Annotated in this window: 19 protein-coding genes, 1 tRNA gene and 1 pseudogene; 9 read left to right on the top strand and 12 right to left on the bottom strand. The window is 64.7% G+C overall.

Translation table 11 applies throughout. From position 1 onward, the window contains the following. Positions 1 to 62: 62 nt before the first annotated feature. On the top strand, positions 63 to 3,740 hold the full coding sequence (locus NQO67_RS35515) for an SAV_2336 N-terminal domain-related protein (RefSeq protein ID WP_255954564.1): 3,678 nt from the start codon (positions 63 to 65) through the stop codon (positions 3,738 to 3,740). A 9-nt stretch (positions 3,741 to 3,749) separates the two neighbouring features. On the opposite strand, the gene NQO67_RS35510 is transcribed toward NQO67_RS35515, so the two are convergent. After that, the gene (locus tag NQO67_RS35510; RefSeq protein WP_255954563.1) at positions 3,750 to 4,274 is read right to left on the bottom strand and encodes a phosphoribosyltransferase; all 525 of its coding nucleotides are present in this window, start codon (positions 4,272 to 4,274) and stop codon (positions 3,750 to 3,752) included. 8 nt (positions 4,275 to 4,282) lie between these two features. After that, positions 4,283 to 4,858, bottom strand: coding sequence for a dCTP deaminase (dcd, locus tag NQO67_RS35505; protein ID WP_255954562.1), 576 nt, complete (start codon positions 4,856 to 4,858; stop codon positions 4,283 to 4,285). Positions 4,859 to 5,935: 1,077 nt separating this feature from the next. On the opposite strand from dcd, the gene NQO67_RS35500 reads away from it, so the two are divergent. Then, positions 5,936 to 6,009 (top strand) — tRNA-Gly (locus tag NQO67_RS35500). Between the two features lie 61 nt (positions 6,010 to 6,070). On the opposite strand, the gene NQO67_RS35495 is transcribed toward NQO67_RS35500, so the two are convergent. From NQO67_RS35495 to NQO67_RS35485, 3 genes are read right to left on the bottom strand one after another with little or no spacing between them, the layout of a single operon-like run. Further along, the gene (locus tag NQO67_RS35495) at positions 6,071 to 7,255 is read right to left on the bottom strand and encodes a tyrosine-type recombinase/integrase (protein WP_255954561.1); all 1,185 of its coding nucleotides are present in this window, start codon (positions 7,253 to 7,255) and stop codon (positions 6,071 to 6,073) included. Continuing rightward, positions 7,255 to 7,476, bottom strand: a complete 222-nt coding sequence (locus tag NQO67_RS35490) for a helix-turn-helix domain-containing protein (protein WP_255954560.1) — start codon at positions 7,474 to 7,476, stop codon at positions 7,255 to 7,257. The genes NQO67_RS35495 and NQO67_RS35490 overlap by 1 nt, the downstream gene beginning before the upstream one ends. Continuing rightward, positions 7,466 to 8,008 (bottom strand): replication initiator, encoded by a 543-nt coding sequence (locus tag NQO67_RS35485; protein WP_374119241.1) that lies wholly within the window; start codon positions 8,006 to 8,008, stop codon positions 7,466 to 7,468. Before NQO67_RS35485 ends, NQO67_RS35490 begins: the two co-directional genes overlap by 11 nt. Between NQO67_RS35485 and NQO67_RS44680 the strand changes: the two genes are divergently transcribed. Further along, positions 7,934 to 8,197: an ATP-binding protein gene (locus NQO67_RS44680; RefSeq protein WP_508493695.1), complete on the top strand. Its 264-nt coding sequence runs from the start codon at positions 7,934 to 7,936 to the stop codon at positions 8,195 to 8,197. The two genes, NQO67_RS35485 and NQO67_RS44680, sit on opposite strands and share 75 nt — an antisense overlap. Then, complete coding sequence (locus tag NQO67_RS35475) at positions 8,191 to 8,592, top strand: hypothetical protein (protein ID WP_255954558.1); 402 nt, start codon at positions 8,191 to 8,193, stop codon at positions 8,590 to 8,592. The genes NQO67_RS44680 and NQO67_RS35475 overlap by 7 nt, the downstream gene beginning before the upstream one ends. A gap of 393 nt (positions 8,593 to 8,985) precedes the next feature. On the opposite strand, the gene NQO67_RS35470 is transcribed toward NQO67_RS35475, so the two are convergent. From NQO67_RS35470 to NQO67_RS35450, 5 genes are all read right to left on the bottom strand, one after another. Next, entirely contained in the window at positions 8,986 to 11,112 is a 2,127-nt protein-coding gene (locus NQO67_RS35470; protein WP_255954557.1) for a hypothetical protein, read from the bottom strand. Between the two features lie 403 nt (positions 11,113 to 11,515). Beyond that, the gene (locus NQO67_RS35465) at positions 11,516 to 11,857 is read right to left on the bottom strand and encodes a hypothetical protein (protein ID WP_255954556.1); all 342 of its coding nucleotides are present in this window, start codon (positions 11,855 to 11,857) and stop codon (positions 11,516 to 11,518) included. A gap of 732 nt (positions 11,858 to 12,589) precedes the next feature. Beyond that, positions 12,590 to 13,537 carry a helix-turn-helix domain-containing protein gene (locus NQO67_RS35460; RefSeq protein ID WP_255954555.1) on the bottom strand — a complete coding sequence of 316 codons (948 nt, stop codon included), beginning with the start codon at positions 13,535 to 13,537 and terminating at the stop codon, positions 12,590 to 12,592. 797 nt (positions 13,538 to 14,334) lie between these two features. Beyond that, positions 14,335 to 15,033, bottom strand: a complete 699-nt coding sequence (locus NQO67_RS35455) for a YdcF family protein (protein ID WP_255954554.1) — start codon at positions 15,031 to 15,033, stop codon at positions 14,335 to 14,337. After that, entirely contained in the window at positions 15,030 to 16,073 is a 1,044-nt protein-coding gene (locus NQO67_RS35450) for a helix-turn-helix domain-containing protein (RefSeq protein WP_255954553.1), read from the bottom strand. Before NQO67_RS35450 ends, NQO67_RS35455 begins: the two co-directional genes overlap by 4 nt. 120 nt (positions 16,074 to 16,193) lie before the next feature. Here NQO67_RS35450 and NQO67_RS35445 point away from each other — a divergent pair, with 120 nt between their 5' ends. From NQO67_RS35445 to kilB, 5 genes are all read left to right on the top strand, one after another. Then, positions 16,194 to 16,670 (top strand): hypothetical protein, encoded by a 477-nt coding sequence (locus tag NQO67_RS35445; protein WP_255954552.1) that lies wholly within the window; start codon positions 16,194 to 16,196, stop codon positions 16,668 to 16,670. After that, entirely contained in the window at positions 16,615 to 17,118 is a 504-nt protein-coding gene (locus tag NQO67_RS35440) for an ATP-binding protein (RefSeq protein WP_255954551.1), read from the top strand. Before NQO67_RS35445 ends, NQO67_RS35440 begins: the two co-directional genes overlap by 56 nt. Positions 17,119 to 18,004: 886 nt before the next feature. Then, on the top strand, positions 18,005 to 18,529 hold the full coding sequence (locus NQO67_RS35435; RefSeq protein ID WP_255954550.1) for an SLATT domain-containing protein: 525 nt from the start codon (positions 18,005 to 18,007) through the stop codon (positions 18,527 to 18,529). Between the two features lie 25 nt (positions 18,530 to 18,554). Then, positions 18,555 to 19,424 carry an SMODS domain-containing nucleotidyltransferase gene (locus NQO67_RS35430; RefSeq protein WP_255954549.1) on the top strand — a complete coding sequence of 290 codons (870 nt, stop codon included), beginning with the start codon at positions 18,555 to 18,557 and terminating at the stop codon, positions 19,422 to 19,424. Between the two features lie 1,259 nt (positions 19,425 to 20,683). Beyond that, on the top strand, positions 20,684 to 21,148 hold the full coding sequence (gene kilB, locus NQO67_RS35425; RefSeq protein ID WP_255954548.1) for a plasmid transfer protein KilB: 465 nt from the start codon (positions 20,684 to 20,686) through the stop codon (positions 21,146 to 21,148). Positions 21,149 to 21,453: 305 nt separating this feature from the next. Here kilB and NQO67_RS35420 read toward each other — a convergent pair. Together NQO67_RS35420 and NQO67_RS35415 are read right to left on the bottom strand one after the other, a co-directional pair. Then, a pseudogene (locus NQO67_RS35420) lies at positions 21,454 to 21,603 on the bottom strand (YdcF family protein); the annotation flags it as partial. A 173-nt stretch (positions 21,604 to 21,776) separates the two neighbouring features. Next, positions 21,777 to 22,241, bottom strand: a complete 465-nt coding sequence (locus tag NQO67_RS35415; RefSeq protein WP_255954547.1) for a GNAT family N-acetyltransferase — start codon at positions 22,239 to 22,241, stop codon at positions 21,777 to 21,779. Between the last annotated feature and the right edge of the window lie 118 nt (positions 22,242 to 22,359).

Here is a 22,359-nt window from a genome sequence, read left to right as displayed (position 1 = left end):
CGGAGTGAGCAGCCGGGCCAGAGTGAGTGACCCGGAGTGAGCAGCCAGGAGTGAGCGACCGAGTGCCCGGACCACGAGAGACAGCGCCCGAGCAGACGTTGGCGTCAGCGCAGCTGCGGGACGCCATCTTCCAGTTGCTCGACCTCGGAAGCGGTGGGCCGCTTCCCGAGGACCTCGCTGACGCCCTGTGGATCGCCCGGATCGCGGGGATCACGGCGCATTCTGACAGCGGCAGTCCGGCGGGAGCGGCAACTCCCGAGCGGATCGGACAGCGGGACGACACCCGACAGGAGGAGCCGCCCCACCCATCGGTGCCGTCGACGAGGCCAGGGACCGGGCAGCCCCGCAAGGCCACCGAGTCGCCGACGGACAGCCCGCGCCTCAAGCCCTCCCCCGGCACCGCCGCCTCACCCCCCACCCCACCGACTCGTCACACCCGCCGGCCTGACGCCACGCCGTCGACGCCGGCACCTCGCGCCCTCACCCCCACGCCGACGAGGACCCCGCACCGTCCACCGGTCCCGTCCGCTTCCTCCTCCTCCACCACCACCATCCATCCCTTCGTCGACGCCGCTCGCACCGGGAGCGGACGCACGCGGTCCGCCCACGAGGTCAAGGTGGCCGGGCCGCCGGCCCTGACCGGCATGTTGGAGCTGGCCAGGGCACTGAGGCCGTTGCGCCAGCTGGCTGACTGCGCCGGGCCGCCGGTGCTCGACGAGGCGGGCACCGTTCAGGTGAGCAGCGAGGCCAGACTGTTGCTGCCCGTGTGGCGGCCGGCCGACGAACCGAGGTTCTCCGTGGACCTGCTGGTGGACACGGGTGCCACCATGGCCGTCTGGCACCGCCTCGCAGGTGAGCTCTGGACGGCCCTGGAGCGGCACGGGTCGTTCGCAGACGTACGGTGCTGGGCGCTGGAAACCGACCGGCCGACGCCGCGGCTCGCCTCCTTCCACCGCCGCTCGGCTGTCCGGAGGGCCGCACACCGATCCGGCACGCGCTGGGACCGTCCACTCGACGACTCCACCGGGCGGCGCATCCTGCTGGTTCTCACCGACGGGGTCGGTCCGGCCTGGCGCGGTACGGAACTTCCGGGCTCGCTCGCCCGCCTGTCCCGCGGCCGCCCGGCGGCGGCGTTGCAGGTCCTGCCGCGCAGGCTGTGGCACCGTACGGCGCTGCGCGCGGCTCCTGTCCAGGCCCGCATTGCGGATCCGACCATTCCGGTGCCGGTCTTCCGCACCCCCGCATCGGAGTCCGTCTCAGCCAGGGCGACGCCGGGCTCGGCCAGGACGATGACGGGCTCAACCGGCGCGACGACGGGTTCAACCGGCGCGACGACGGGCTGGCTTCCCGTCATGGAGCTGGACGGTGCCTGGCTCGCGCCCTGGGCACACCTCGTCGCAGGGCGAGCGTCCGCCTGGGTCAGCATGCTGGCCGCGCCGCTCGACGGCGTGGCCCGACCGCCCGGCTCCGCACCGGTCTCGCGTCGCCCACCTGCCGCCACGCCGGCGGCCGAACGCGTGGCCCGCTTCCGCGCCGGGTGTTCCCCGAACGCATACCGGCTCGCCTGCCGGCTGGCCGCAGCTCCCCTCAGCCTGCCCGTGATGCGGCTGGTGCAGGCCGCCACCGTGCCGGACTCGGGGCAGACCGAGCTGGCCGAGATCTTCCTTTCCGGCCTCATCCAGCGGCGGCACACCGCTTCCACGGACCCGGACGACGTGGTCTACGACTTCCGGAGCGGTGTACGGGACGAACTACTGGGGGAGATGACGCGCCGTGACTCGGTGTGGATCCTCGAGGACGTGCTGGCCAAGGTGTCCGGGCACACCGCTGCCACGTTCGGCGGCACCCTGGACTTCCGAGCTCTCGCCGCCCGCGTGAGCGGCGCTGACACCCCAGGGCGGAGCGCGGCCCGGGAGCTGCCGGCGCGCAGCCTTCCCTTCGCCGAGGTGGCCGCGACCGTCCTCAGCGACGCCGCCGGCCGGCACGGAGCCGTCGCCAGGCAACTCGCCGCCGCGGCCCGCGGTGACGCCGCCATGACGTCCCCGCCCCACCCGGAGTTCCTCACCCCGCCACGGCCCATCGGCCCACTCGATCCCCCGCACCTGATCGGTCGGACGACGGAGCTCAACACCCTCCAGGCGACGCTCCAGCAGACGGAGCGCGGCAGCCCCGCGCTGGCCATCATCGAGGGGCCTCCGGGCGTGGGCCGCATGCGCCTCATCCAGGAATACCTCCGACACAACGGCGAGCTGCACACGTTCACCCATTGGATCGATGCGCGCAGCCCTGATTCCCTCGAAGCAGGGCTCGTCGGTCTGTGGCGCGCGCTCGGCATGGCCGGACCAGCCGGCGCCGACGTCTCCACCGACCGGCTCTGGGCCGAGCTGGCCCGATATCGAGGCTGGCTCGTCATCCTGGACGGCGTCCCACCAGAAGCCTGGCTGCTTCGTTACGAGGAAGGGGACGGGGTCGGGGACGCCCTGCCCCGCTATTTCCCCGCATACGGTCGCGGCTGCACGGTGGCCACCACCGACTCCCTGAACGGGTGGCAGCACCCGAACGCCAAGGTCATACGGCTGGGGGAACTCAGCCGAGATGACATCCTCGGCTACCTTCGGTGGTCTCTCGGTGACGGGCTCCGCAGCTCGGATCCGTACCAGCGGGCCGAGTTGGAGGAACTGGCCGACGGCCTGCCCCCCAGACTGCACGCGCAGGCCCTGGTCGACCTGTTGGACCGGCTCAACACAGGCGCCCCGCCCAGGCCCAGAAGGCCCATCCTGCGTGCCGACGGTACGCGCACCGTGTGGGCGGTGACTTCCTTCGCGATGCCCGGTCACAGCCCCCTGCTGGCCACCGCCAACCAGGACGGCACCGTGCGCATCTGGGACCCGGCGACGGGCAACCAGACCAGCATGTACTCCGGCGACCGGGGCAGCCCGGTGCTCTCGGTGACGACCTTCCTCCTCCGCGGACATCCCGCCCTGGCCATCACGGGCAAGGACCGGACGGTACTGCTGCTGGACCCCTTCACCGGTCGTGTCGTCGGCCGGCTCACCGACGACAGCCGGCCGACCGCGCCGGGACCCTTGCGGGCTGTGGCCCCGTTCGAGCTCAGTGGACGGATTCTGCTCGCGTCAGCCGGTGAGGACAAGCTGGTCCAGATGTGGGACCCGGCCACCGGAGACCTGCTGGGTGAGCTCACCGGCCACACGGCCTCCGTACAGGCACTGACGTCCTTCACGTCGCTCGACGGCAGCACCTTGCTCGCGACGGCCAGCCACGACCGCACGGTACGCATCTGGGACCCGGAAACCGGCACCCAGCTCGGCGAACCGTTCGTCGGCGGCACCAAACCCGTCTGGGCGGTGGCCGCCGTCTCCACACGCGACGGCCGCCGCCTCCTCGCGACCGCCGGTCCGGGCTGGACGATACGCGTCTGGGACGCCTACACCAGGCAAACCGTCTGCAACCTGACCGGACACACCGACAGCGTCTGGGCCGTGACGGCCTTCGCGGCGCCCGACGGCCGCCCTCTTCTCGCCTCGGCCGGTCACGACCGCACCGTACGCATCTGGGACCCGGAAACCGGCACCCAACTCGGTGCCCCCCTCACCGGTCACACCGCGGCGGTGCTCTCCGTCACGGCCTTCGTGGCGTCCGGCGGTCGCCTTCTCCTCGCCTCGGCCGGTCACGACCGCACCGTACGCATCTGGGACCCCGCCGACCGCATCGGCCAGTGACCAGGTCGGTCACAGCGCTTCTCTCGACGGCGTGACGGGCTCTCCCGACTTGCGCACCGGAGGCAGGGCACTCCACGGGAAGTTGATCCACCGATCGGTGCGGTGCCACACGTACTCGCACTTCACCAGCGACTGCGGCTTCTCGTAGATCACCGCGCTGCGCACCTCGGCCACCGCCTCGACGCAGAAGTCATGGACCAGCTTGAGCGTCTTGCCGGTGTCGGCGACGTCGTCGGCGATCAGCACCTTCTTGTCGGTGAAGTCGATCACGTTCGGGACGGGCGCGAGCATCACCGGCATGTCGAGCGTCGTACCGACACCCGTGTAGAAGGCCACGTTGACCAGGTGCACGTTCTTGCAGTCGAGCGCGTACGCGAGTCCGCCCGCGACGAAGACGCCGCCGCGCGCGATCGACAGCACTATGTCGGGCTCGTAGCCGTCGTCCGCGATGGTCTGCGCGAGTTCGCGTACGGCGGTGCCGAAGGCTTCGTAGGTGAGGTTCTCGCGAAGCTCGGGGGAGTTCTCGGGGCTCACCGGGATGCTCACACCTTCGTCCGGTGGAAGTTGAGGTAGGAACGCGAGGCCGTCGGCCCGCGCTGGCCCTGGTAACGGGAACCGTACCGGTCGGATCCGTAGGGGAACTCGGCGGGCGAGGTGAGCCGGAACATGCACAGCTGCCCGATCTTCATCCCCGGCCAGAGCTTGATCGGCAGGGTGGCGAGGTTGGACAGCTCGAGCGTGACGTGCCCGGAGAATCCCGGGTCGATGAACCCGGCCGTGGAGTGCGTCACCAGACCGAGCCGCCCGAGGCTCGACTTGCCCTCCAGCCGCGAGGACAGATCATCCGGAAGCGTGATCGACTCGTAGGTGGAGGCGAGCACGAACTCCCCGGGATGCAGGATGAACGGCTCCTCCCCCTTCGGCTGCACCAGCCGCGTCAGGTCCACCTGCTCGACGGAGGGGTCGATATGCGGATAGCGGTGGTTCTCGAACACCCGGAAGTACCGGTCGAGCCGCACGTCGATGCTCGACGGTTGCAACATCGACTCGTCGTACGGTTCGATCCGCACCCGTCCGGCGTTGATCTCGGCCCGGATGTCCTTGTCTGAGAGAAGCACGCCCCGAGGATACGCAGTACGGGCACACCCTCGGCAACGCGGGCGACCGGGGTCGCGGCTCAGGTGCCGCGACCCCGGTCGCGCTGTGGCGCTGTGTCGGCGGGTGGCTACGGATCGTGGGCGGCGGGGAGGGTGCGGGCGGCATGGACGGTGTGGGCGGCGTGGTGGGGGCCGGACCCCGGGCCGGCTGGGGCGCCGGGCGGGGCGCTGACCGGGGGGCGGGGGCGGGCAGGCCGCTGGTCACGGACGCGGGCCGGGTGTGAGCCCGGTGCGCGCCGGGTCCGACCCGGATGCGTGCTCCCGGCGCGGAGCCGTCGCGGATTCGACGCGGATTCGTCGCGGAGCCGGCTTCAGGAGCCGGTTCGTGGGGCGCGCGACGGTGCGGTCGGCGTCGATGCCGGAGCCGGAGCCGGAGCCGGAGCCGGTTCCGATGCCCGTCCGACCGGCACCGCGTTCCTGAGCCGATGGCAATGCGGGCACCGGATGAGCCGCCCGGGCCCGAGTCGCTCGGCCCGCTGCATCGGGAACGAAACGGTACTGAACACGTGCCCCTCGGCACATCGGACGACGGTGTGCTCCATCAAGCCCTCAAGTCCCTTTCCCGGGATGCGGATTGGCCGAACGAATGCCACATTACGGGATGAATGGGTCCGTCTTCTAGAGGGGTGCAGCCACCTTGAACACCCTTTGGGGTTCGGCGCCGCCCTCGTGGCCTCCTTGGATGCCCCGTACCCGCCAGCCGACGCCAGCGGACACCAGCGGCTCGGCCGCACACCACCTGACCGCCCACGCGCCCGAACGCCGAGGCCCCTCGAGGCCCCGGGCACCGGCGTGCCCACACTCTCACGCCCCCGCCCCCCGGCAAGGCCCGACACCCTGACCCCGCCCCGCCGACCCGTCGCCTCCCGCTATCCCCGCCACGGTGCCTCCGCCACGGGGCCTCCACCACGGACAGCCGTGGACTGCCCGGGACGGCCCTGGACAGCGCGAAGGCCCCCGGGTCACGGCGCCGGAGGCCTGGCATGAGGTACAGTGAGCGACGTTGGGAAGGCGATTAGCATCGGCTTCCTGATCACTGCGGGTGTAGTTTAATGGTAGAACATCAGCTTCCCAAGCTGAGAGCGCGAGTTCGATTCTCGTCACCCGCTCCACGCGAAACCCCCAGGCCAGAGGCCCGGGGGTTGTTTGTTGTGCGGGTGGGTTGCAGACCGGTCAGGTGTCGCGTGCCAGATCCGTGCCAGAAGGCCCGTCGGGTGCCTCATCAGGCGCCTGCTTGGCGGTGGCTGCCCGAGCCTTCCGTACGGTGGCGTCGAGGCCGGCGGCCACCTGCTCCTGGCGCTCGTCGTCGGAGTGCTGGTAGATCAACGCCGCCTTCTCGGAGGACTGTCCGGCGCGAACCATCGTGTCCTTGAGCGTGGCGCCCGAACGCGTCGACAGGGTGTGACCGGTGTGCCGGAGGTCATAGAACCGGAAGCCCTCCGGCATGCCGACCATCTCGCGAGCCTTCCGCCACCTCCGGCCGAACGTGCTGCGCCGGAAAGCGGCTCCGCGCTCACCGACGAAGAGCAGCCCGTCCGGGCCGGGCTCGGCGTAAGACTCCAGGTGCCAGCGCAGCTCCCGCCGCAGGAACTCGGGAAGGACCACGGTGCGAGTGCCCGCCTCGGACTTGGTGTCGCCCTGGACCCGTCGGCCGTTCGTGCGCTCCGGCTCGGCGAGGCGGACGCGGATGCGCAGCGTGTCCAGGTCGACGTCACGGCGACGGAGGCCGGCCAGCTCTTCCGGCCGTAAGGGCCCGTAGGCGCCGAGGTAGACCATGAGGCGCCAGCGCATGCCGACGGCGTGGGCGAGCGCGTCGACCTGGGCGACGGTCGCGATGCGCCGTTCGGCGGCCTTCTCCTTGCCAGCGCCCTTGATGCGGCACGGATTGCGCTGGATCAGGTCGTCGTCGACGGCCGTTTCCATGATGGCTTTGAGGAGCCGGTACGCCTTGGCCGTCGTCGTCTTGGCGCCCGTCCTGCGCAGGCGTTCGGTGCGCCACTCGCGGACGGCGGGCGCGGTGATGTGGTCCAGGTCGGCGGTGCCGAAGGTGGGGAGGATGTGGTTGCTCAGGAGGTAGCGGTACAGGTCTTCGGTGAGCGGGGCGAGGTCACGTTCCTCGATCCACTTCTCTGCGTAGACACCGAAGTTCACGGCCGCCGCGTCCGGGTCGCGCCACTGGCCCCGCCGAATCTCGGTCTGCTTCTCGGCGAGCCAGTCGTCCGCGTCGGCCGTCGTCTCGAACGTGAACGGCGCCGGGCGCATGACGCCGTCCGGGCCCGGATAGCGTGCCTGATACCGGCCGGAAGGGAGACGTCTGATCGCGCCGAACCTGCGGCGCCTGCCCTTGGCGTTGGCCATCAGGCAGCCCTCCCGTATCGGGAACGCGGGCGGGGACGACGCAGCGGAGTCACTGTGTGGGCGGTGACGAACTCCTGCACGGCACTCTCGGGGATGCGGACGTGGCGGCCGACCTTGACGAAGGTGATGCGGCGTTCCTCGATGAGGCGGCGGGGGAAACGGGCGGAAGTGCCGAGCTTGGCGGCCACCTCGTCGACGGTGAGCAGGCGGTCAGTGGCCATGAGGAACCTCCTTCGGCGTTGCGTTGGCGGGGGCGAGGGATGCGGTGAGCCATCGCTCGGTGGGCGTGAGGCCGGTTCCGGCATAGGCCCAGTGGGCGAGGACGAGCGTTGTCTCGACGGGAGTGGGGCCGTTGCCCACAGGCTGTGGATGGGCAGCGGTTTCCCCGCGGGCGATGGCGGCTTGGAGGCGGCGCCACTGGGCGCGGGCTTCGCGGAGGGCGCCGAGGGTGGTGGCGTAGCGGCGGGTCTTGGTGGAGAAGTGGCCGCGGAAGCCGAGCATGTGGGCCCAGGCGCGCAGGCGGAGGTGTTCCAGGTCCTTGCGGGCGCCGAGGGCCCAGGCGGTGCGGATGAGGCGTTCGGCGTGCGGGGTGATGTCGAGTTGGGCGAGTTCGGCGGCGAACTTCAGGCGGCGGTCGAGGGTGCCGGTGACAGCGGCTTCAGCCAGAACACGTTCAACCTGACTCTCACGCGCACGCCGCAGGCCATCACGATCACGGTGACGGACTCGGGAGGTTCCCCCACCAGGCCCCACATCCAGCACAAGCGCCGCATGGCCCTGCACGGTCGCGGCCTGGCCCTGGTCGAAGCCCTCGCCGACCGCATGGAAATCCGCAAGGGCGTCCACGGCCACGCCGTCATCGCCACCCTGCACAGCCCCAAGCCGAGCAACGACGCATGGCACGTGACCACCGCCACGACCAGGGAGCGTCAGCCATGCTGAGACTTCTCCAACCACAGTCCCCAGCGCCGTTACACCAGCACAGCGCGATCTACTGGGCAGAGGCCGTAGCGGTCGTCCCCTTGGTCAGCACCCACTGGCTCGGCTCCCACGCAGCAACGACGCCACGACTCGCCATCCGATGGCTCCGAAGCCGGGCACAGGACATCGCGGACCAGTTCGACGCCCCCGCTGCAGCATCCGTCCTCCACTGGCTCCAGGACCACCAGGAGCACGAGACCGCTCTACGCCTACTGGCCGCTGGCCGCCCCTACACCTTCACGGCCTTCGAGGACGCCACCCGCTACATGCTCACGATCCGCCCTACACTCGGACTCGTCGTCAACCGAGGCCGCCGGCATCGCAGTCAGGGGAGGCACCGCGCCCAAGGCCACTGAGTTACAACTTTCTCTACGGGTTCAAGGCGGCTCGCTCCGCTCACCGCGCGCGGCCCGGCCCCCGGCCGGGCCTGCGCTCCTGTCTCCGCCCCGCTCCAGCCCGGCCGGCGCCCGTGCCGCGCACAGCAATCAGCCGCTTGATGCCAGAGAAGGGGTACGTCGTGGCTGGGGCGGTCGGCTCCACGGCTTTACGGAGCCACTTTGGCGCGAGCCTCGCAGATCATGGCCCCAACGTCGTGCTTTACCGGGCAGGTCCACAGACCGCCCGACGCGCCGCAAGCTTACGGTGCCATGATCACTCGCGCCAAAGCAGCGCCACCCTAAAGCCGTTACGCCGACCTTGCTTGTGTGGTGTCCGCAACCAGCGCGAAAGCAGCGTCGGACCCGCTCTTGTCATCCAGCGCCTATAGCCTGCCTAAGCGCGGTCTCCGCTACTGACGTGCCAACCCTGACTGCTACCTCGAGAGCCCATCGGCCAGCATTCGCCAAGTGTTGGCGGACCCCGCCCTCGTTTCCCTCATCGGCAGCCTCTCTCGCAGCTTGAATTTCAGCCACGGCGCGGTAATCATCTGCGCTTGCTGCTTCAGTAACAAGTTGCTGCTTGAGGCTCTCAAGCTCTAGAGACAACGCTGGCATATCCGCTGTCAGCTGACGTTGGTCTGCCTGCTGAGTGAAATCTTGCGCTTTCACGTTAGGCCCCTGAGCACCTATCTGACTCTGGATGTTCTGAAAATACCCACCCGAGTATTCGTCCGCCATGACCACCTTTCCAATATTCACCGAAAAGCTCTGACCGATAAGTCTCTGCAGTTCCTCCATGCGGTCAACCAATTCCGGGTCGCCCCGCGCGCTCAACTCTCTGGAAATGCTAGCCATTTCCTTTTGTGCGTCATTAGTCACTCGCCGCATTTGGGCTAGAGTGGATTCGCGCTCCTCCACGAGCGCCTCGTTCTCCCGTACGAGCTCCTCTTGAATGAGACGTTCGAAAGTTCCGTCTCTATTATCGGCGTCTTTCATGCGCGATATGAGCAAGTCGTTTGCCAGGAGCTTCGTCGCGGTTTCCTCCGGCAAGTCTGCATAAGTTGCTAGATAAGCAGCAACCCTACTCACGATCTCATTGCGGTCTTGCCCAATTCCCCGAAACTCCGGCATGGCAAAGATCTGAGAGAATGCGGCATCAGACTGTCGATTTGGGGTCAGGAATATGCGCAGCGCTCTCGCGAGGGTGTCAGGACGTGTGACGATCCAAGTGCCTGATCCATAGACTGGCGACAAGACATCCCGGTCAAACTTGCGGAATATGTTATCTGCGCTAACGATGAGAGCCCCTGAGAATAGAGGGCCCTTACCCCGCGGTTTTTGCCGATTAGCTGCCGTCAGCCAGATAGCTACATCATGGTCGAGGGTAGCGTATGGCTTCTCTCTATGGGATTTCTCAGTCAGGTATGCCCTGTACTCCTCCACGAGCTCGGCTCGCTTGTAGCTCTCTTCCCGAGACGTGCCTGACTCGCGGAAAATGGTGAGGCCAAACTGCGCGAGAAGGACTGGAAGATTTGAATAACGTCCGAAGAATATGTCCACAGGGGTGGCAACTTCACTGTTGAGCTGATGATATCTCATCTCAATGCTCGACATTGCGCGGGGGAAGTTGAGGCGCGCACGACTGAGGGCGGGTGTGTAATGCAGTTGGCGCAGCCGGTCCTCGGCGGCCGACATGGTTTTTTCTAGTTCGCTCAGCGTCTTTTCATGATAAAATATCTTGAATGGAAATTTATCCTGCTTCAGCAGATTAAACAGGTCCACGGAGATGGCGTCATGAGGATTCGCGTGCGCTCCGATAATGCTATAAATTACGTTGGTGTCCACGAAAATAGTCAATTCGGGGACGTTGTTTGCGAGACTCCCGCGGGTTTCTTCATCAAGACCCAGGGCCAGGAAGTTGAACGTACTATTTACAAGCTCTAAAATGTACTCCACGCGATCAGGGTCGCGACCATCGAAGAATACTGCGATCGATTGTGAAATCTCGGGAAGCAGGTTATCTGCTAAGCCGGTTTCGGAGACTGCCGCTTTGAGTAGGGCATCTGGTGCTTCGTCGCCTGTAAAATCAGAATAATTGTTAACGGATGGATCGAAGAGTTTTACCGCGTCCATTCCGTGACTCAAAAAAGCCTTTCCCGCGTACGCCAGAAGGCAAGACCACAAAGCATCGCTTGACTGTTCTGGAACCAAGTGTTCCACCTCGGCCAGCCAAGACGTCTGTGCTCGGCGTTCCAGATCCTCCCCCGCTTGGATTCGGTCTGTTGTTGCTCGCTGAGCCTCTGAACTCAGTGCATACTCGCCGCGGAAGGTGTTGTAGGACAGAGTTTTTGCTTGAATTGCGCGATCGCGAGCGGCCGAAACATCGGATTCTGAAAGAGACAGGCCAAATAACGACTCGATGGCGCCCATCCAGTCTTCCGGCTCCCGCCATGGCCCATTTCCATAAACCATGGAAACAGGTAGAAGACCATCCACCACCTGCTGGCTTCGTTCAGTTCCAGATATCGCGGCAACCTGGCACAACCGGCGGAAACGTTTGGTGAACCGCGGGGCCGCAAGTGGTGACACTTCAGTTGCACCCCCCTCGTACACATCTTTAGTAACAGTCACACTGATATGTGGTGTTCTTGGGCGCATCAGTCTAGGGCAGGAGCGAACGATCCGTCAGTTGAACGGCAAGTTACGACGAATCTGCCGGGCGGCACGACAAGCCACCAGATCAAACGGGGGAACCACGGTGAAGAAGGCCGAGCTTGACGATGCCCATCCTGGCTATCCGCCCAGGTCAGCGCCCGAGCCTTAAGTGATCGCAGCTTCCCAAACTGATGGCCTTGGCGGGGTGACGATCTACGGCGGAGGAGGCCGGTTTCAGTCGAAGCGGTCACTCGCCCGTTCGACGAACGCCCGTACATGTGACCAGGGCGCTGCTGTCTTCCGCGATGAACAGCATGAAGGACCAGGAGCCATCCGCGGACCTGATCTGCCCGAGGAGTACCGGCTTGCCGTGTTGCCAGAGGAGGCGCACTGCGCGTTCCAGCCCGGTGGTCTCGGCGCCCTTCCGGCGGGTGTACCGGAGGCGGCGCTCATACACTCTCGCGAGCGACTCAGCGGGGCCCGCGCCATCCCATACGACGAACGAACCGCCGTTGCGGAGCGCCGCTAGAGCATCAACGGACGCTTGGTCGTCGCCGGCCAATAGTTGTTCCAGCTGCTCCCGCTCCATGCGGCCACCTCCGCCGGGATGTTGCTGTACAGCAGCCGAATACAGCAACCCCAGCAACCGCCCCTGACCGGCAGTGCCCCCCAGAACCTCCGACGTGGCCGGTATGACCTTCATTGCCCGACCCAGATAGAGCTGCGGATCAGAAGGTGCCCGTGCCCCTCGCGTGCCCCACACACCGGTGAACCACGGGGACGACATGCTGAGCCCGTCGATCTGAGCCGCTTCACGCGGGAGGCCGCTCTGCGCGTAGCGCCTTCCGGGCACACGACGGACTGACAGATCAGCAATGCGAGAACACACCTCTGCTCTCCCTAAAAGGCCTACTCAACGACGTACCATGGCTTTCAGCCTCCCGCCGCTGTACTGTTCTCTTTGCTTGGCAATGAGTTATGAAATTAGCCTTGACAAGCAAACAGAGGGCCCAGCTCCTGTCAGAGCCAAGCCCTCCGCGCAGTTCACGAGCCCGATCGCGACGGGTTTGTAGGTGGACGCCCTAATGGACGAACTGCCCCACCGTGGCGACGACCGCCACCAGCAGACCTGCCGCAGCTAGTGAGACTTGCCACCTTTCGGGCCAAGTCCAACTCCTGCGCGGTTTCCGCTCGGTCGGGCTTTCCACCACATGCCCCTCCTGTTCTTCCAGTGTTGTTTTGACGGAACTGTCAAAGCAAGCTGCCACCCGCTGCATACAGATCGACGGCGGGTGCGCAGCGCTCAAGAGGACCGGGCTGCTCATTTACCCATTTCCACGCCGCTGACTCCATCGGTGTCTGCACCTTTCCCGAGCGCGTGAAGAACGGAACTCGTGAGTCCACGCAACAGCGACCAGTCCAAGGGAAAGGGAAGTCTCTTCACCAGAACCCCCCTAAGGGCCTCTTCAATTAGACCCGATACATCATTGGCGGGGTTCGACACAGAAACCCTCCACGACTCGGGAGGATCACCCCAGAAAGTTCTCGAATTCGAGATACGCCTGAGCTCAATTCGCCTGCGAATATACATATCTATCTCTGCGCTCGGGATGTTGTATCGCTCGCAGACCTGAAATATCTCTTCAATACCGAGCTCAACGTACTGCCTGGCGCCCGCTGGCAGTTTGTGCATCCCACCCAGATGACCGCTTCTGCTTCTTCTATCACGCTCAGCGCGCTCCCATGCCTCATCCCATACTTGGACCGAACTCTCCGTCTCGCCGCAGGTGCGCGCAAGCTCGATGGTTGAACTACGGCTGAAATTCTGACGCCCACTAAGAGCATCGCCGAGCGTGCTTCTGCGGAGTTTAACGCTTCGCTGCTCAGCAATCTTTTCGATCTGCCGCAAGGTCAACCCCTTCCGCTTTACGAGGCGCCCCAGGGCCCGACGCAACTCGTTGTGAGTGGTAACGTCATCGGGGTGAATTGACATTGCCGCGAAGCCAAATAAAGAGTTTACCGATTCGACCTTCCTCCATACCTCCTCGGCAGTCTCGAAGTCCGAGCCGCAACCTCGAACGAATGCTTCGAATACTTGCCGACTAGGCATTTCGAACCCTTGCGTGGCGCGATGCAGCGAAGATTTCGAGATAAATGTCAACGCGGCGAGTTCTTCGAAACTGAGGCCAGCACGATACTTTTCCTGAATTAGCCAGGACTGTAAAGGTCCGATCCTCGCATTTCGATCTTGCATTCCATATCGCTGCACCGATACCCCCTCTTCAGGCAGCTGTAAGGTCGTAAAACTGCTTCCGTGGAACAGGAAGAGCGTGACAACGAGGAGGCATCCCTGTCCACCGATCCAAACTTTTCGTCCGGGACGTCCAGCACTTATCCGATGTGAGGACCTGCGACGGTCCAGACGTTCGCGCCGGTCGGAGGCGCGTGGGAGCCGAGTCGTCCCAGACCTGTCCGGTCTCAAGGTAGCGTCGACGGTGTGGTGGCCGTGCTCTATGGCTTCTACGCGAAGCGCCTCAACGGAAGTTCGGCCCACACGAACAACCTGATCCAGAAGGCACTGGAGGAGGCTGAGGGCGCTGTCTGGGGTTTCGGTCAGTCTCTGGGCCGTCCAAGGCCGCACAACAGTGACCAACGGAGAGAGCCGGTGACAGAGGTCCCAGGCGACGCCCCGAGGCCACGCCCGTTCCTCTGCGGACTGGTAGAGCCATGCCTAAGCCCGGCGGAGAACTGAACTCACTCGCTCCGAGACGGCCAAGCACTGGCCCCATCCAGCGTTCAGCTTGGGCCGTGCCACATCCGTGCCAGGTTGGGCGGGGAGCCACGGGGAACGGCGGGCAACGAGCCGGCATCGTCGAGGAGCTCCAACCCGTCCCCCAGCAGATCAGAAGCCCAACTGCCCCTAGGGAACCCGAGCTTCCCAAGCTGAGAGCGCGAGTTCGATTCTCGTCACCCGCTCCAAAGAGAAACCCCCAGGCCAGAGGCCCGGGGGTTGTTTGTTGTCAAAGCCGATCAGCGGGGCGCCCACCACGAGCACTCCGCAACCGTTCAGGTGTTGATGAGGCGGCTGTCGAAGCCGGCGTGTAGGAGGCGCTCGTAGGCGTCATATACGTCTCCGGGTACGTCCTGCTCGACGGCGAAGCCGCGCTTCGGGTACTCGATGACGCGTTGCAGATCGCCGACGAGCATGTCGGCGACGAGCTTTTCGTCGCCGATGGACTTGATGTAGTCGTCGAGCTCCAGCGGCTCGGAGGTGCAGACGACGTCGGCCTCGGGCCACAGCTTGCGGCATGTCGCATACGAGCGGCGTTCCATATACGGCTTGGAGATCAGCAACAGGGAATCCACCTCGACTCCCGCTCTCGCCAGCAGTGCCCGGGAGAGGGTGATGTTCTGACCGGTGTTCGCGGCCTTCGGCTCGACCAGGATCGCCTCGTCGGGAACACCCAGAGCCAGGGCGTGTTCGCGGTAGTGGACTGCCTCGCCGCGAGGGAAACGGGCGTGGGTGGTGGGGCTGTTGCCGCCGCTGAAGACCAGAACGGGGAAGACGCCGGCGCGGTACAGGTGCGCGGCCGTGGTTGCGACACCCAGGTCGTGGCTGCCCAGGCCGACCGCCGCCGAGCAGGGACGCAGCCGGTGGCCCATCTGGTGGTAGTTCCAGATCAGCGTCGCGTCGTGGAACTGCTCGTCGGTGATCTGGCGCTGCTGGTGCTCCGGCACGTCCGCTCCCTGGCTGGTCAGGCTCATTCTCGCTGGCCCCCTCGGATGCCCTCGATGCTGCGCAGCTGGTGGCTCAGCCCGTGTTGCCGGGCCAGCTGTGCGGCTTGGTCGAGGACGGACAGCCCATGATTCCGGGTTGCCGCATCCGACAGAAGGATGTGCCCGTAGGCGGTGTCCTGCCGGACTCGCTGCATCGGAGAGTCGACGGTGCCGGTGTTGCGGGCGATCTCGATGCAGTGCAGGGCCTGGGGAAGGTCTCCGGCACCGCGGTGGGCGAGAGCCAGCTTCTGGTGGGCGACGGACCAGTCCTCCGGTTCGCCCAAGTCTTCGAACTGGCGGCTGGCCCCGGTCATGACGCCGGTTGCGTACTCATGGTTGCCCTTCTTGCTCAACGCGGTTCCCACCCAGAGCCGGGCCCTGGCCCGGTCACGGGGGCTGAGGCGTTCGTCGGCGGCGAGCTGTTCGTAGGCGTGCGCGGAGGCTTCGAGGTGGCCGGACATCTCCTGGACGACGGCGAGTGAGAGGTCGATCTGCGCCACCCGTCGGGGGATGTCGAGCTCACCGAACAGGCTGCGCGCCTTGAGGTAGGAGTGGCGTGCGGAGAGCGGGCCAAGGATCGCGCCTTGGTCGCGTTGCAGGTCGCCGAGTAGGACGAGCGAGCGTCCGTGCAGGTAGCGGCCCTTGTCGTCCAGGGCGTGCGGGTCGTGGCGGCTCAGCCAGCGGTTGAGGAGCGCGGTGGCGAAAGGGAAGTCCTGGCGGCTGATGGAGACGACGGCGCGTTCGATGTCGTCGGTCCAGGTCTCGTAGTCAGCGGGTCGCCCGGTCGTCTCGTCCGGGCGGAGGAACCGTTCGAACCGGTGCTGTGCCTCGGCCCCAGCGCGAGCCAGGGCGGTGTCCAGGATGGCCTGCGAGTCCGGCCGTGGACGGGTCTCGGCGCCCAGGCCCTCCCACTTGGCAACCGTGCGCAGCGCCACGCCCAGGTGCTCTGCGAAAGCGCGGGTGCTCATGCGCAGCGCCGCCCGCAGGGCCTTCGCCTCACGGCCGGTCCACTGCTGCACAGCGATCACGGCTGACCTCCCTCCGCCATGTATGTAAGCACTGTCCGTGACGGTCCGGAGCGGTAAGTGCAACGGAAGTACAACAGCGGGTCATTTCGCGGCCGCGCCGGCAGGCCGACGCTATGCGGCATGGAAGACGCACTCATCACTGAACGCCGCCCGATCCCCGGCCCGCAGGTCTACGGCTACCTACGCCACGTCACCGGAAGCCCGGCCCGCCACACGGCCCTCACCGACTGCCTCGTCGAGTACTGCGGCCAGCATGAGCTGACGTTTGGCGGCGTCTTCACCGAACGCGAGACGCACGCCACCGTCCGCTCCGCCGCCTTCGTCGGCCTCCTCGACACCCTCGGACTGCCGGACACCTACGGTGCCGTCGTCCCCGCTCGCAATCACCTGGGCTCCCGGCAGATCGCCGCGGAACGCGAAGCGCAGATAGCGGCGACGGACACTCGGCTGATCGTTATTCGTCCCACGGCACCGCAGGCGGGCGCGCGGCCCGCACGTACGAACCCGACCCGCTCACCAAGGAAAGACGCAGGCCACCGCCATGGAAGCGATCAAGACCACGTATCTCTCCACCCTCCGGGAACCGGCACGACCTGAGGAGACCGGCATCTGGGAGGTCACCTGCCCCGGGCGCCTGGAAGAGGTAGGCCGCGTTCGCCGATGGACCCGTGACGTCCTCAGCGACAGTCCACACGCCGACGATGCGGCCCTGATCGTCACGGAGCTGAGCGCCAACGCCCTGCTGCACAGCGACAGCGGCCTCAGCCGGAACTCGTTCAGCGTCACTGTCACGTGCACCCCGCAGGCCATCACCATCACGGTGACCGACTCGGGCGGTGCACCCACCAGACCCCACATCCAGCACCCGCGCCGCATGGCTCTCCAAGGCCGCGGCCTGGCTCTGGTCGAAGCCCTGGCCGACCGTATGGAAATCCGCAAAGGGGTACACGGCCATGCGGTCATCGCCACCCTGCACAACCCCAAGCCGCGCAACAACGCCTGGGACGCGTCCACCGCCACCGCCAGGGAACGCCAGCCGTGCTGAGACTCCTTCAACGGCACCGCACAGCGCCGTTACGGCAGCACGGCACGGTTCACTGGTCCGAGGCCGTAGCCGGCGGCCCCCGTGGTCAACACGTACTGGCTCGGCTCCCGCTCAGCCACCACACCACGCCTCGCCCCGCTGATGGCTCCGCAGCCGCGCACAGGACATCGCTGGCCAACTCGACCCCGGCAGCTGCACCCGTCCGCCACTGGCTCCAGGACCGCCAAGAGCACGAAAAGGCACTACGTCTACTGACGGCTGGCCGCCCCTACACCTCCATGGCCTTCGAGGACGGCACCCGCTACATACTCACCACTCGCCCCACACTCAGGCATCCCGTCAACTGCGGCCACCAGCACCGCACTCAGGAAAGACACCGCACCCAAGACCACTGAGTTACAACTTTCTCTACGACTTCAAGGCGGCTCGCTCCGCTCACCGCGCGCGGCCCGGCCCCCGGCCGGGCCTGCGCTCCAGTCTCCGCCCCGCTCCAGCCCGGCCGGCACCCGTGCCGCGCACACAGCGATCAGCCAACTGATGCCAGGGGTACGTCGTGGCTGGGGCGGTCGGCTCCGCAGCTTTACGGAGCCACTTTGGCGCGAGCCTCGAAGATCATGGCCCCAACGTCGTGTTTTACCGGGCAGGTCCACAGACTGCCCGACGCGCCGCAAGCTTACGGGGCCATGATCACTCGCACCAAAGCAGCGCCACCCCAAAGCCGCTCCACCGACCTTGATGTCTCCCGAGCCTCAACACCCGTGCACGTCTTATGTCCGGTGAACTAGTGACATCAAGGGAAAGACACCGCTATTGTTGCCATCCCCAGCGTTGGGGCAGGCGGCGAAGGCCGGTTCACCACCCACTATCGACCGAGGTGCATGACCCCGTGACCGCCGTGAACGTAGGGCAAAGCAGCGAGCGACGCAAGGCAATAGAGAACGAGCTTAAACGCCTGGAAGAAAGCGCAATGTACAGTGCGCAGATCCAGTTTGAACAAACGAAACAATGGCGAGGAATAAATCTCACTCTCGGAATTCCGGCTACACTACTCGCCGCCATATCCGGGACTGCTGCCCTTGTCAACACAAGTGGTCGCATCGCTGCGGGGATCTGTGCTCTGACTTCGGCAGCGTTTGGGGCAATTCTGACTACGGTAAATGCCTCACATAGAATGAACCAGGCGGCGTCAGCGGCTAATGCATACCTGGAGATACAAACGGCCGCACGCCAGGTCCGCGAAATTGATCTGCCTTACGAAGCGATCGAAGACGTAAGGAATACACTCGCAGAGCTAACTGCGCGCAGAGACGAGCAGAACAAGACGGCGGAAGTGCCCAATAAAAGGGCTTACAAGAAAGCCCAGAAGAACATCAATAGCGGTGGACAAACGTACGCCGTTGACGAGTCGTAGAGCCGTAAGAAACGGGGGGATTTATATGGCCCGCACGATATCAGAAGGTTTCAGCCTATTCTTGGACTGCCTGGTACCGCTCCGGTCTCAACGCGACGCGGCCGCTAGTCATAGGGCTAGTGTCGAAAGCTCATTGAGTAACGCGATGCCCATTCGGCTGTTTTGTGAGACTGGGTCGTTCACGCATGGAACGGGAGTGCGGAATCATACGGATGTAGACCTTCTGGCTAGCATTGGACGCGTTCAACCAGCAAGCCCTGACACCGCCCTGTCGTGGGTGAAAACTGCTCTGTCGATGAGTTTTCCTAACACAACGGTGAGAATCAGTAGACCGACAGTCGTGGTGGAATTCGCTAGTGGAACCGAAACTTGGGAAATTCTGCCGGGATTCATCACTGACCGAGGGTCAGACAGCATCTCGGTATACAACATTCCCGGCCCATCTTCCGGCTGGATCGATTCGGCACCGACCGCACATTTAAAGTACGTGACCACTGTTAACACCCAGAACGAAATTAAAGGAGCCGCCAAACAGCTTGCCCGCCTCGCCAAGGCCTGGAAATACTACAACAACGTTCCCATCTCGTCATTCTATCTTGAGATGCGTGCGGCCAACTACATGTCTACACAGAAATCTTTCATCCCGGTTTTCGATATATGCTATTTCCTTGAAGATCTCGATAGAATGCAGCTAGCCTCGATGAACGACCCTTTGGGTGCATCAGGCAGGTTCAGCGCATGCTCTTCAGAGGTCAAGAAGTCGGATGCGCTATCTAAGCTATCAACGGGTGCTACACGGGCACGTAAAGCATTGGAAGCCCACAGCGGGAATGACGCTCAAACAGCTTTCTCCTATCTCAATCTTCTGTTTGGAGGAAAATTTCCAGCCCGTTAAGACTCCCCGGACGTCGAAACGTAAGCTAGAGGCTCATTCGCTTGATCGATAATGCGCCTCTGCCGCACTTGACGTGACTCCGTGCAAGAGCGGGCGGGACAAGGTGAAGCACTTCTTGCCGACCGGCCCGTCTCCCAGGCAGCGATCCATAGATCGAGGTCCCGAGCTGAACATGGCCCTCGCCTAATCGCTAATACGCCGCCACTCGGGAGAGGGGCCTTACCTGTCATGTGTCGACTAGGGTACGGCGGGCCCTGGCCAGGAGACCGCAGCCCGCCGTACCCTAGTCATGTCCCGGGACTCCGTTGCCTTGCTAGGCAGCCCCGCGACCGGTAAACAGGGCGTAGCACCCAGCTGCAACGATGGCAGTCGTTACCAGCAGGGACTTGAGGCGGGCGGTCCGCCCCTCGTCATCGATGGCGTAGCGGACCGTTCTCTAAAATCCGTCAATCATCTTAAACATTTGTTTCTCCAAATTCATTATGGCTAACGTTCTCCTTCACATATTGCAGTCACCTAGACAGCAAAAAGGCCCGCTTTCTCTTTTGCGATTAAATGCATCGCAATAGAAATCAGACCGCAAAATTGAAACATATGCAGTTATGTGGAGATGGAGACTCGAATTTAGCTACCACCATCTCCGTTGCGAGCGGATGCACTACTGGAGATAGCGCAGGCTCACCCTCAAGACAAGGGATCGTTGCGCCGGAAGCCCTTAGCGATCTTTTATTTCGCGTCGAGGTTTGCAGACCTCGACGCGAAATAAAAGATCGCTCCCGAGAGCGAAGAAGCCAAGTCCATACCCGAAGATCACGTAGTGCAATGCATGCCACTGTGTGCGACGGGCACCGAGCTGACTCCATATTAGATCCGGTTGGCGATTGGAGTCAAGAGTGGCGAAATGGCCCAGCTTGGCTGGTTATCAACCCTAGGGCTGGCGGTGATGGGTCGCAGCCGTGGGAACTATGTGTGACGGGACTGCTGCAGTTGGTGCCACCTGACGTGGCTTTCCGTAAGGCGGGCTGGGAGGATGCCGTACCGCTGCACCGACCGTCTCAGTTTCCGTCTCATTCAGCGTGGTTCACGGCCGGTCAGCCGAGACCGGGAGCCGATCCCGAACTGGTGGCGAGCCGTCCACGAACGCAGGTGAACGGCCCTGTGCATGGTCCCGGAGACGACCAACAGACTTGGAAAGCGTGTTGGGCATCGGAGTCGGGTTAACACCTGCCGAGGAGGGCGATGCGTGATCAGCTTGGAACGTGGAGACCATCATCGCCAGCGGCATAGCCGTCCTGGGGACGTTACTTGGTTCGGGGATCACCCTTGCGTTCCAGCAGTGCACCGCCGACAGGAGCCACCAGTTCACCCGCCGGGAGAAGCTCCGGCAGGAGCGACTCGATGCCTACTCAGCCTACGCCGGCGCGTTGATCAACTACCGCCGTTGCCTGGTTCACCTCTGGTTCTGTGAGCACGAACAGCCACCACCGGAGGACCCCGACACGGTGCGGGTCCGCGCCTACGATCTGCGTTCCAACGCCCAAGAAGCGTTGTTCCGGGTGCAGATGCTCACCGATGACGAGACGCTGAGCGGGGCCGCAGAGGACGCGCTCGCAGGCGTTATGGCACTGCCCAAGACAAGCCGCAGAGCCGAATTCGACGAAGCCAGAGTACGGACCCGTGACGAGATCAGCCGACTGGTCCAGGCAGCCAAACAACACCTCTGAGGCACTTGCAGATGCGCAGGTTAGTAGAAACCCACGCCGACAGGTCTGCACCACAAGCGCACCAGAACGGGCGGGGAACAGCGGGGAATCACGGTGAAAGTAGCCGGGGTCGACGAGGGCGCGCCGGGGCCGTTCGCCCAGGTCAGTGCGCGAAGTCTCCTCAAATGCCCCCAGCTTCCCAAGCTGAGAGCGCGAGTTCGATTCTCGTCACCCGCTCCATCGCGAACCCCCAGGCCAGAGGCCCGGGGGTTGTTTGTTGTCAAAGCCGATCAGCGGGGCGCCCACCGCAAGCACACCGCAACCGTTCAGGTGTTGATGAGGCGGCTGTCGAAGCCGGCGTGTAGGAGGCGCTCGTAGGTGTCATATACGTCTCCGGGTACGTCCTGCTCGACGGCGAAGCCGCGCTTCGGATATTCGATGGCGTGTTGCAGGTCACCGACGAGCATGTGGGCGACTGGCTACTGAAGTTGGTTGAGTGATGTTGGGCCGCTCGCCAGACAGCGGCGGGTCAGCTCCGGTAGCTCTGGGGCGTGGGGTACGCGCAGGGCGATGGGCTGAGCGATGCACCCAGCGAAGAAGGGTCCTCCGGCTCGACGTCTGGCACCGTCCGCGCTGACCTGTGGTCGGTTTACCGTGCCTCCAACAACTCGGTCGGAGACTGGAACCCGGATCGGCGGTAGAGCGGGACACTGCCTTCTGACGGCCAGACGATCAAGACGTCTATGCCGCTGTCCTGTGCATGCCTTCTCAGGGCTTGAAGAAGGGCTGCCCCGAACCCGCGATTGCGGTGTTCAGGCACCACGTAGAAGTTGGTGACGTAGCCGACCGGGGTGTTGTCCTCGTAGGGCTCCGGGATCCTCTCCACCAGGTGGAGGAAGACATGCCCGCAGATCTCGCCGTGGCTTTCTGCGACCCAGGCCAGCCAGCGTTTGCTTGCGAGCCGGTCCCGGATCCAGTCCTCGGCGTGTTTCATGGGACGGACCGGCTCGGAGAGGTCCCCGTCATGGTCCTCTTGCTTGAACGCCCAGCGCAGACGGGCCAGTACTGGCGCATCAGCCGCGTCAGCCTCGCGCACGTTGACGTCTGTGATCATCACGCAAGTCTCGCGCACCGCGTGTTGTCGCGCTCGCAGTTTTCTGGGCCCACTTCCATCAGCCTGCCGATAAGCCGTCCGCGATCAGTCCGCTGGCGGCCAAGCAGCCGTCGACTAG

The sequence above is a fragment of the Streptomyces odontomachi genome (assembly GCF_024435355.1).
Lineage (GTDB): Bacteria > Actinomycetota > Actinomycetes > Streptomycetales > Streptomycetaceae > Streptomyces > Streptomyces odontomachi.
Note: the sequence above shows the minus strand (reverse complement) of the source record. Positions and strands in the feature narration are given on the sequence as shown.

What these genes read in the sequence shown, in the direction of transcription:
- NQO67_RS35495 (WP_255954561.1), bottom strand. Translation starts at nt 7,255, where the DNA reads ATGGCCAACGCCAAGGGCAGGCGCCGCAGGTTCGGCGCGATCAGACGT.
- NQO67_RS35465 (WP_255954556.1), bottom strand. Translation starts at nt 11,857, where the DNA reads ATGGAGCGGGAGCAGCTGGAACAACTATTGGCCGGCGACGACCAAGCG.
- NQO67_RS35445 (WP_255954552.1), top strand. Translation starts at nt 16,194, where the DNA reads ATGGAAGACGCACTCATCACTGAACGCCGCCCGATCCCCGGCCCGCAG.
- NQO67_RS35430 (WP_255954549.1), top strand. Translation starts at nt 18,555, where the DNA reads ATGGCCCGCACGATATCAGAAGGTTTCAGCCTATTCTTGGACTGCCTG.
- NQO67_RS35440 (WP_255954551.1), top strand. Translation starts at nt 16,615, where the DNA reads ATGGAAGCGATCAAGACCACGTATCTCTCCACCCTCCGGGAACCGGCA.
- NQO67_RS35455 (WP_255954554.1), bottom strand. Translation starts at nt 15,033, where the DNA reads ATGAGCCTGACCAGCCAGGGAGCGGACGTGCCGGAGCACCAGCAGCGC.
- NQO67_RS35475 (WP_255954558.1), top strand. Translation starts at nt 8,191, where the DNA reads ATGCTGAGACTTCTCCAACCACAGTCCCCAGCGCCGTTACACCAGCAC.
- NQO67_RS35415 (WP_255954547.1), bottom strand. Translation starts at nt 22,241, where the DNA reads ATGATCACAGACGTCAACGTGCGCGAGGCTGACGCGGCTGATGCGCCA.
- NQO67_RS35490 (WP_255954560.1), bottom strand. Translation starts at nt 7,476, where the DNA reads ATGGCCACTGACCGCCTGCTCACCGTCGACGAGGTGGCCGCCAAGCTC.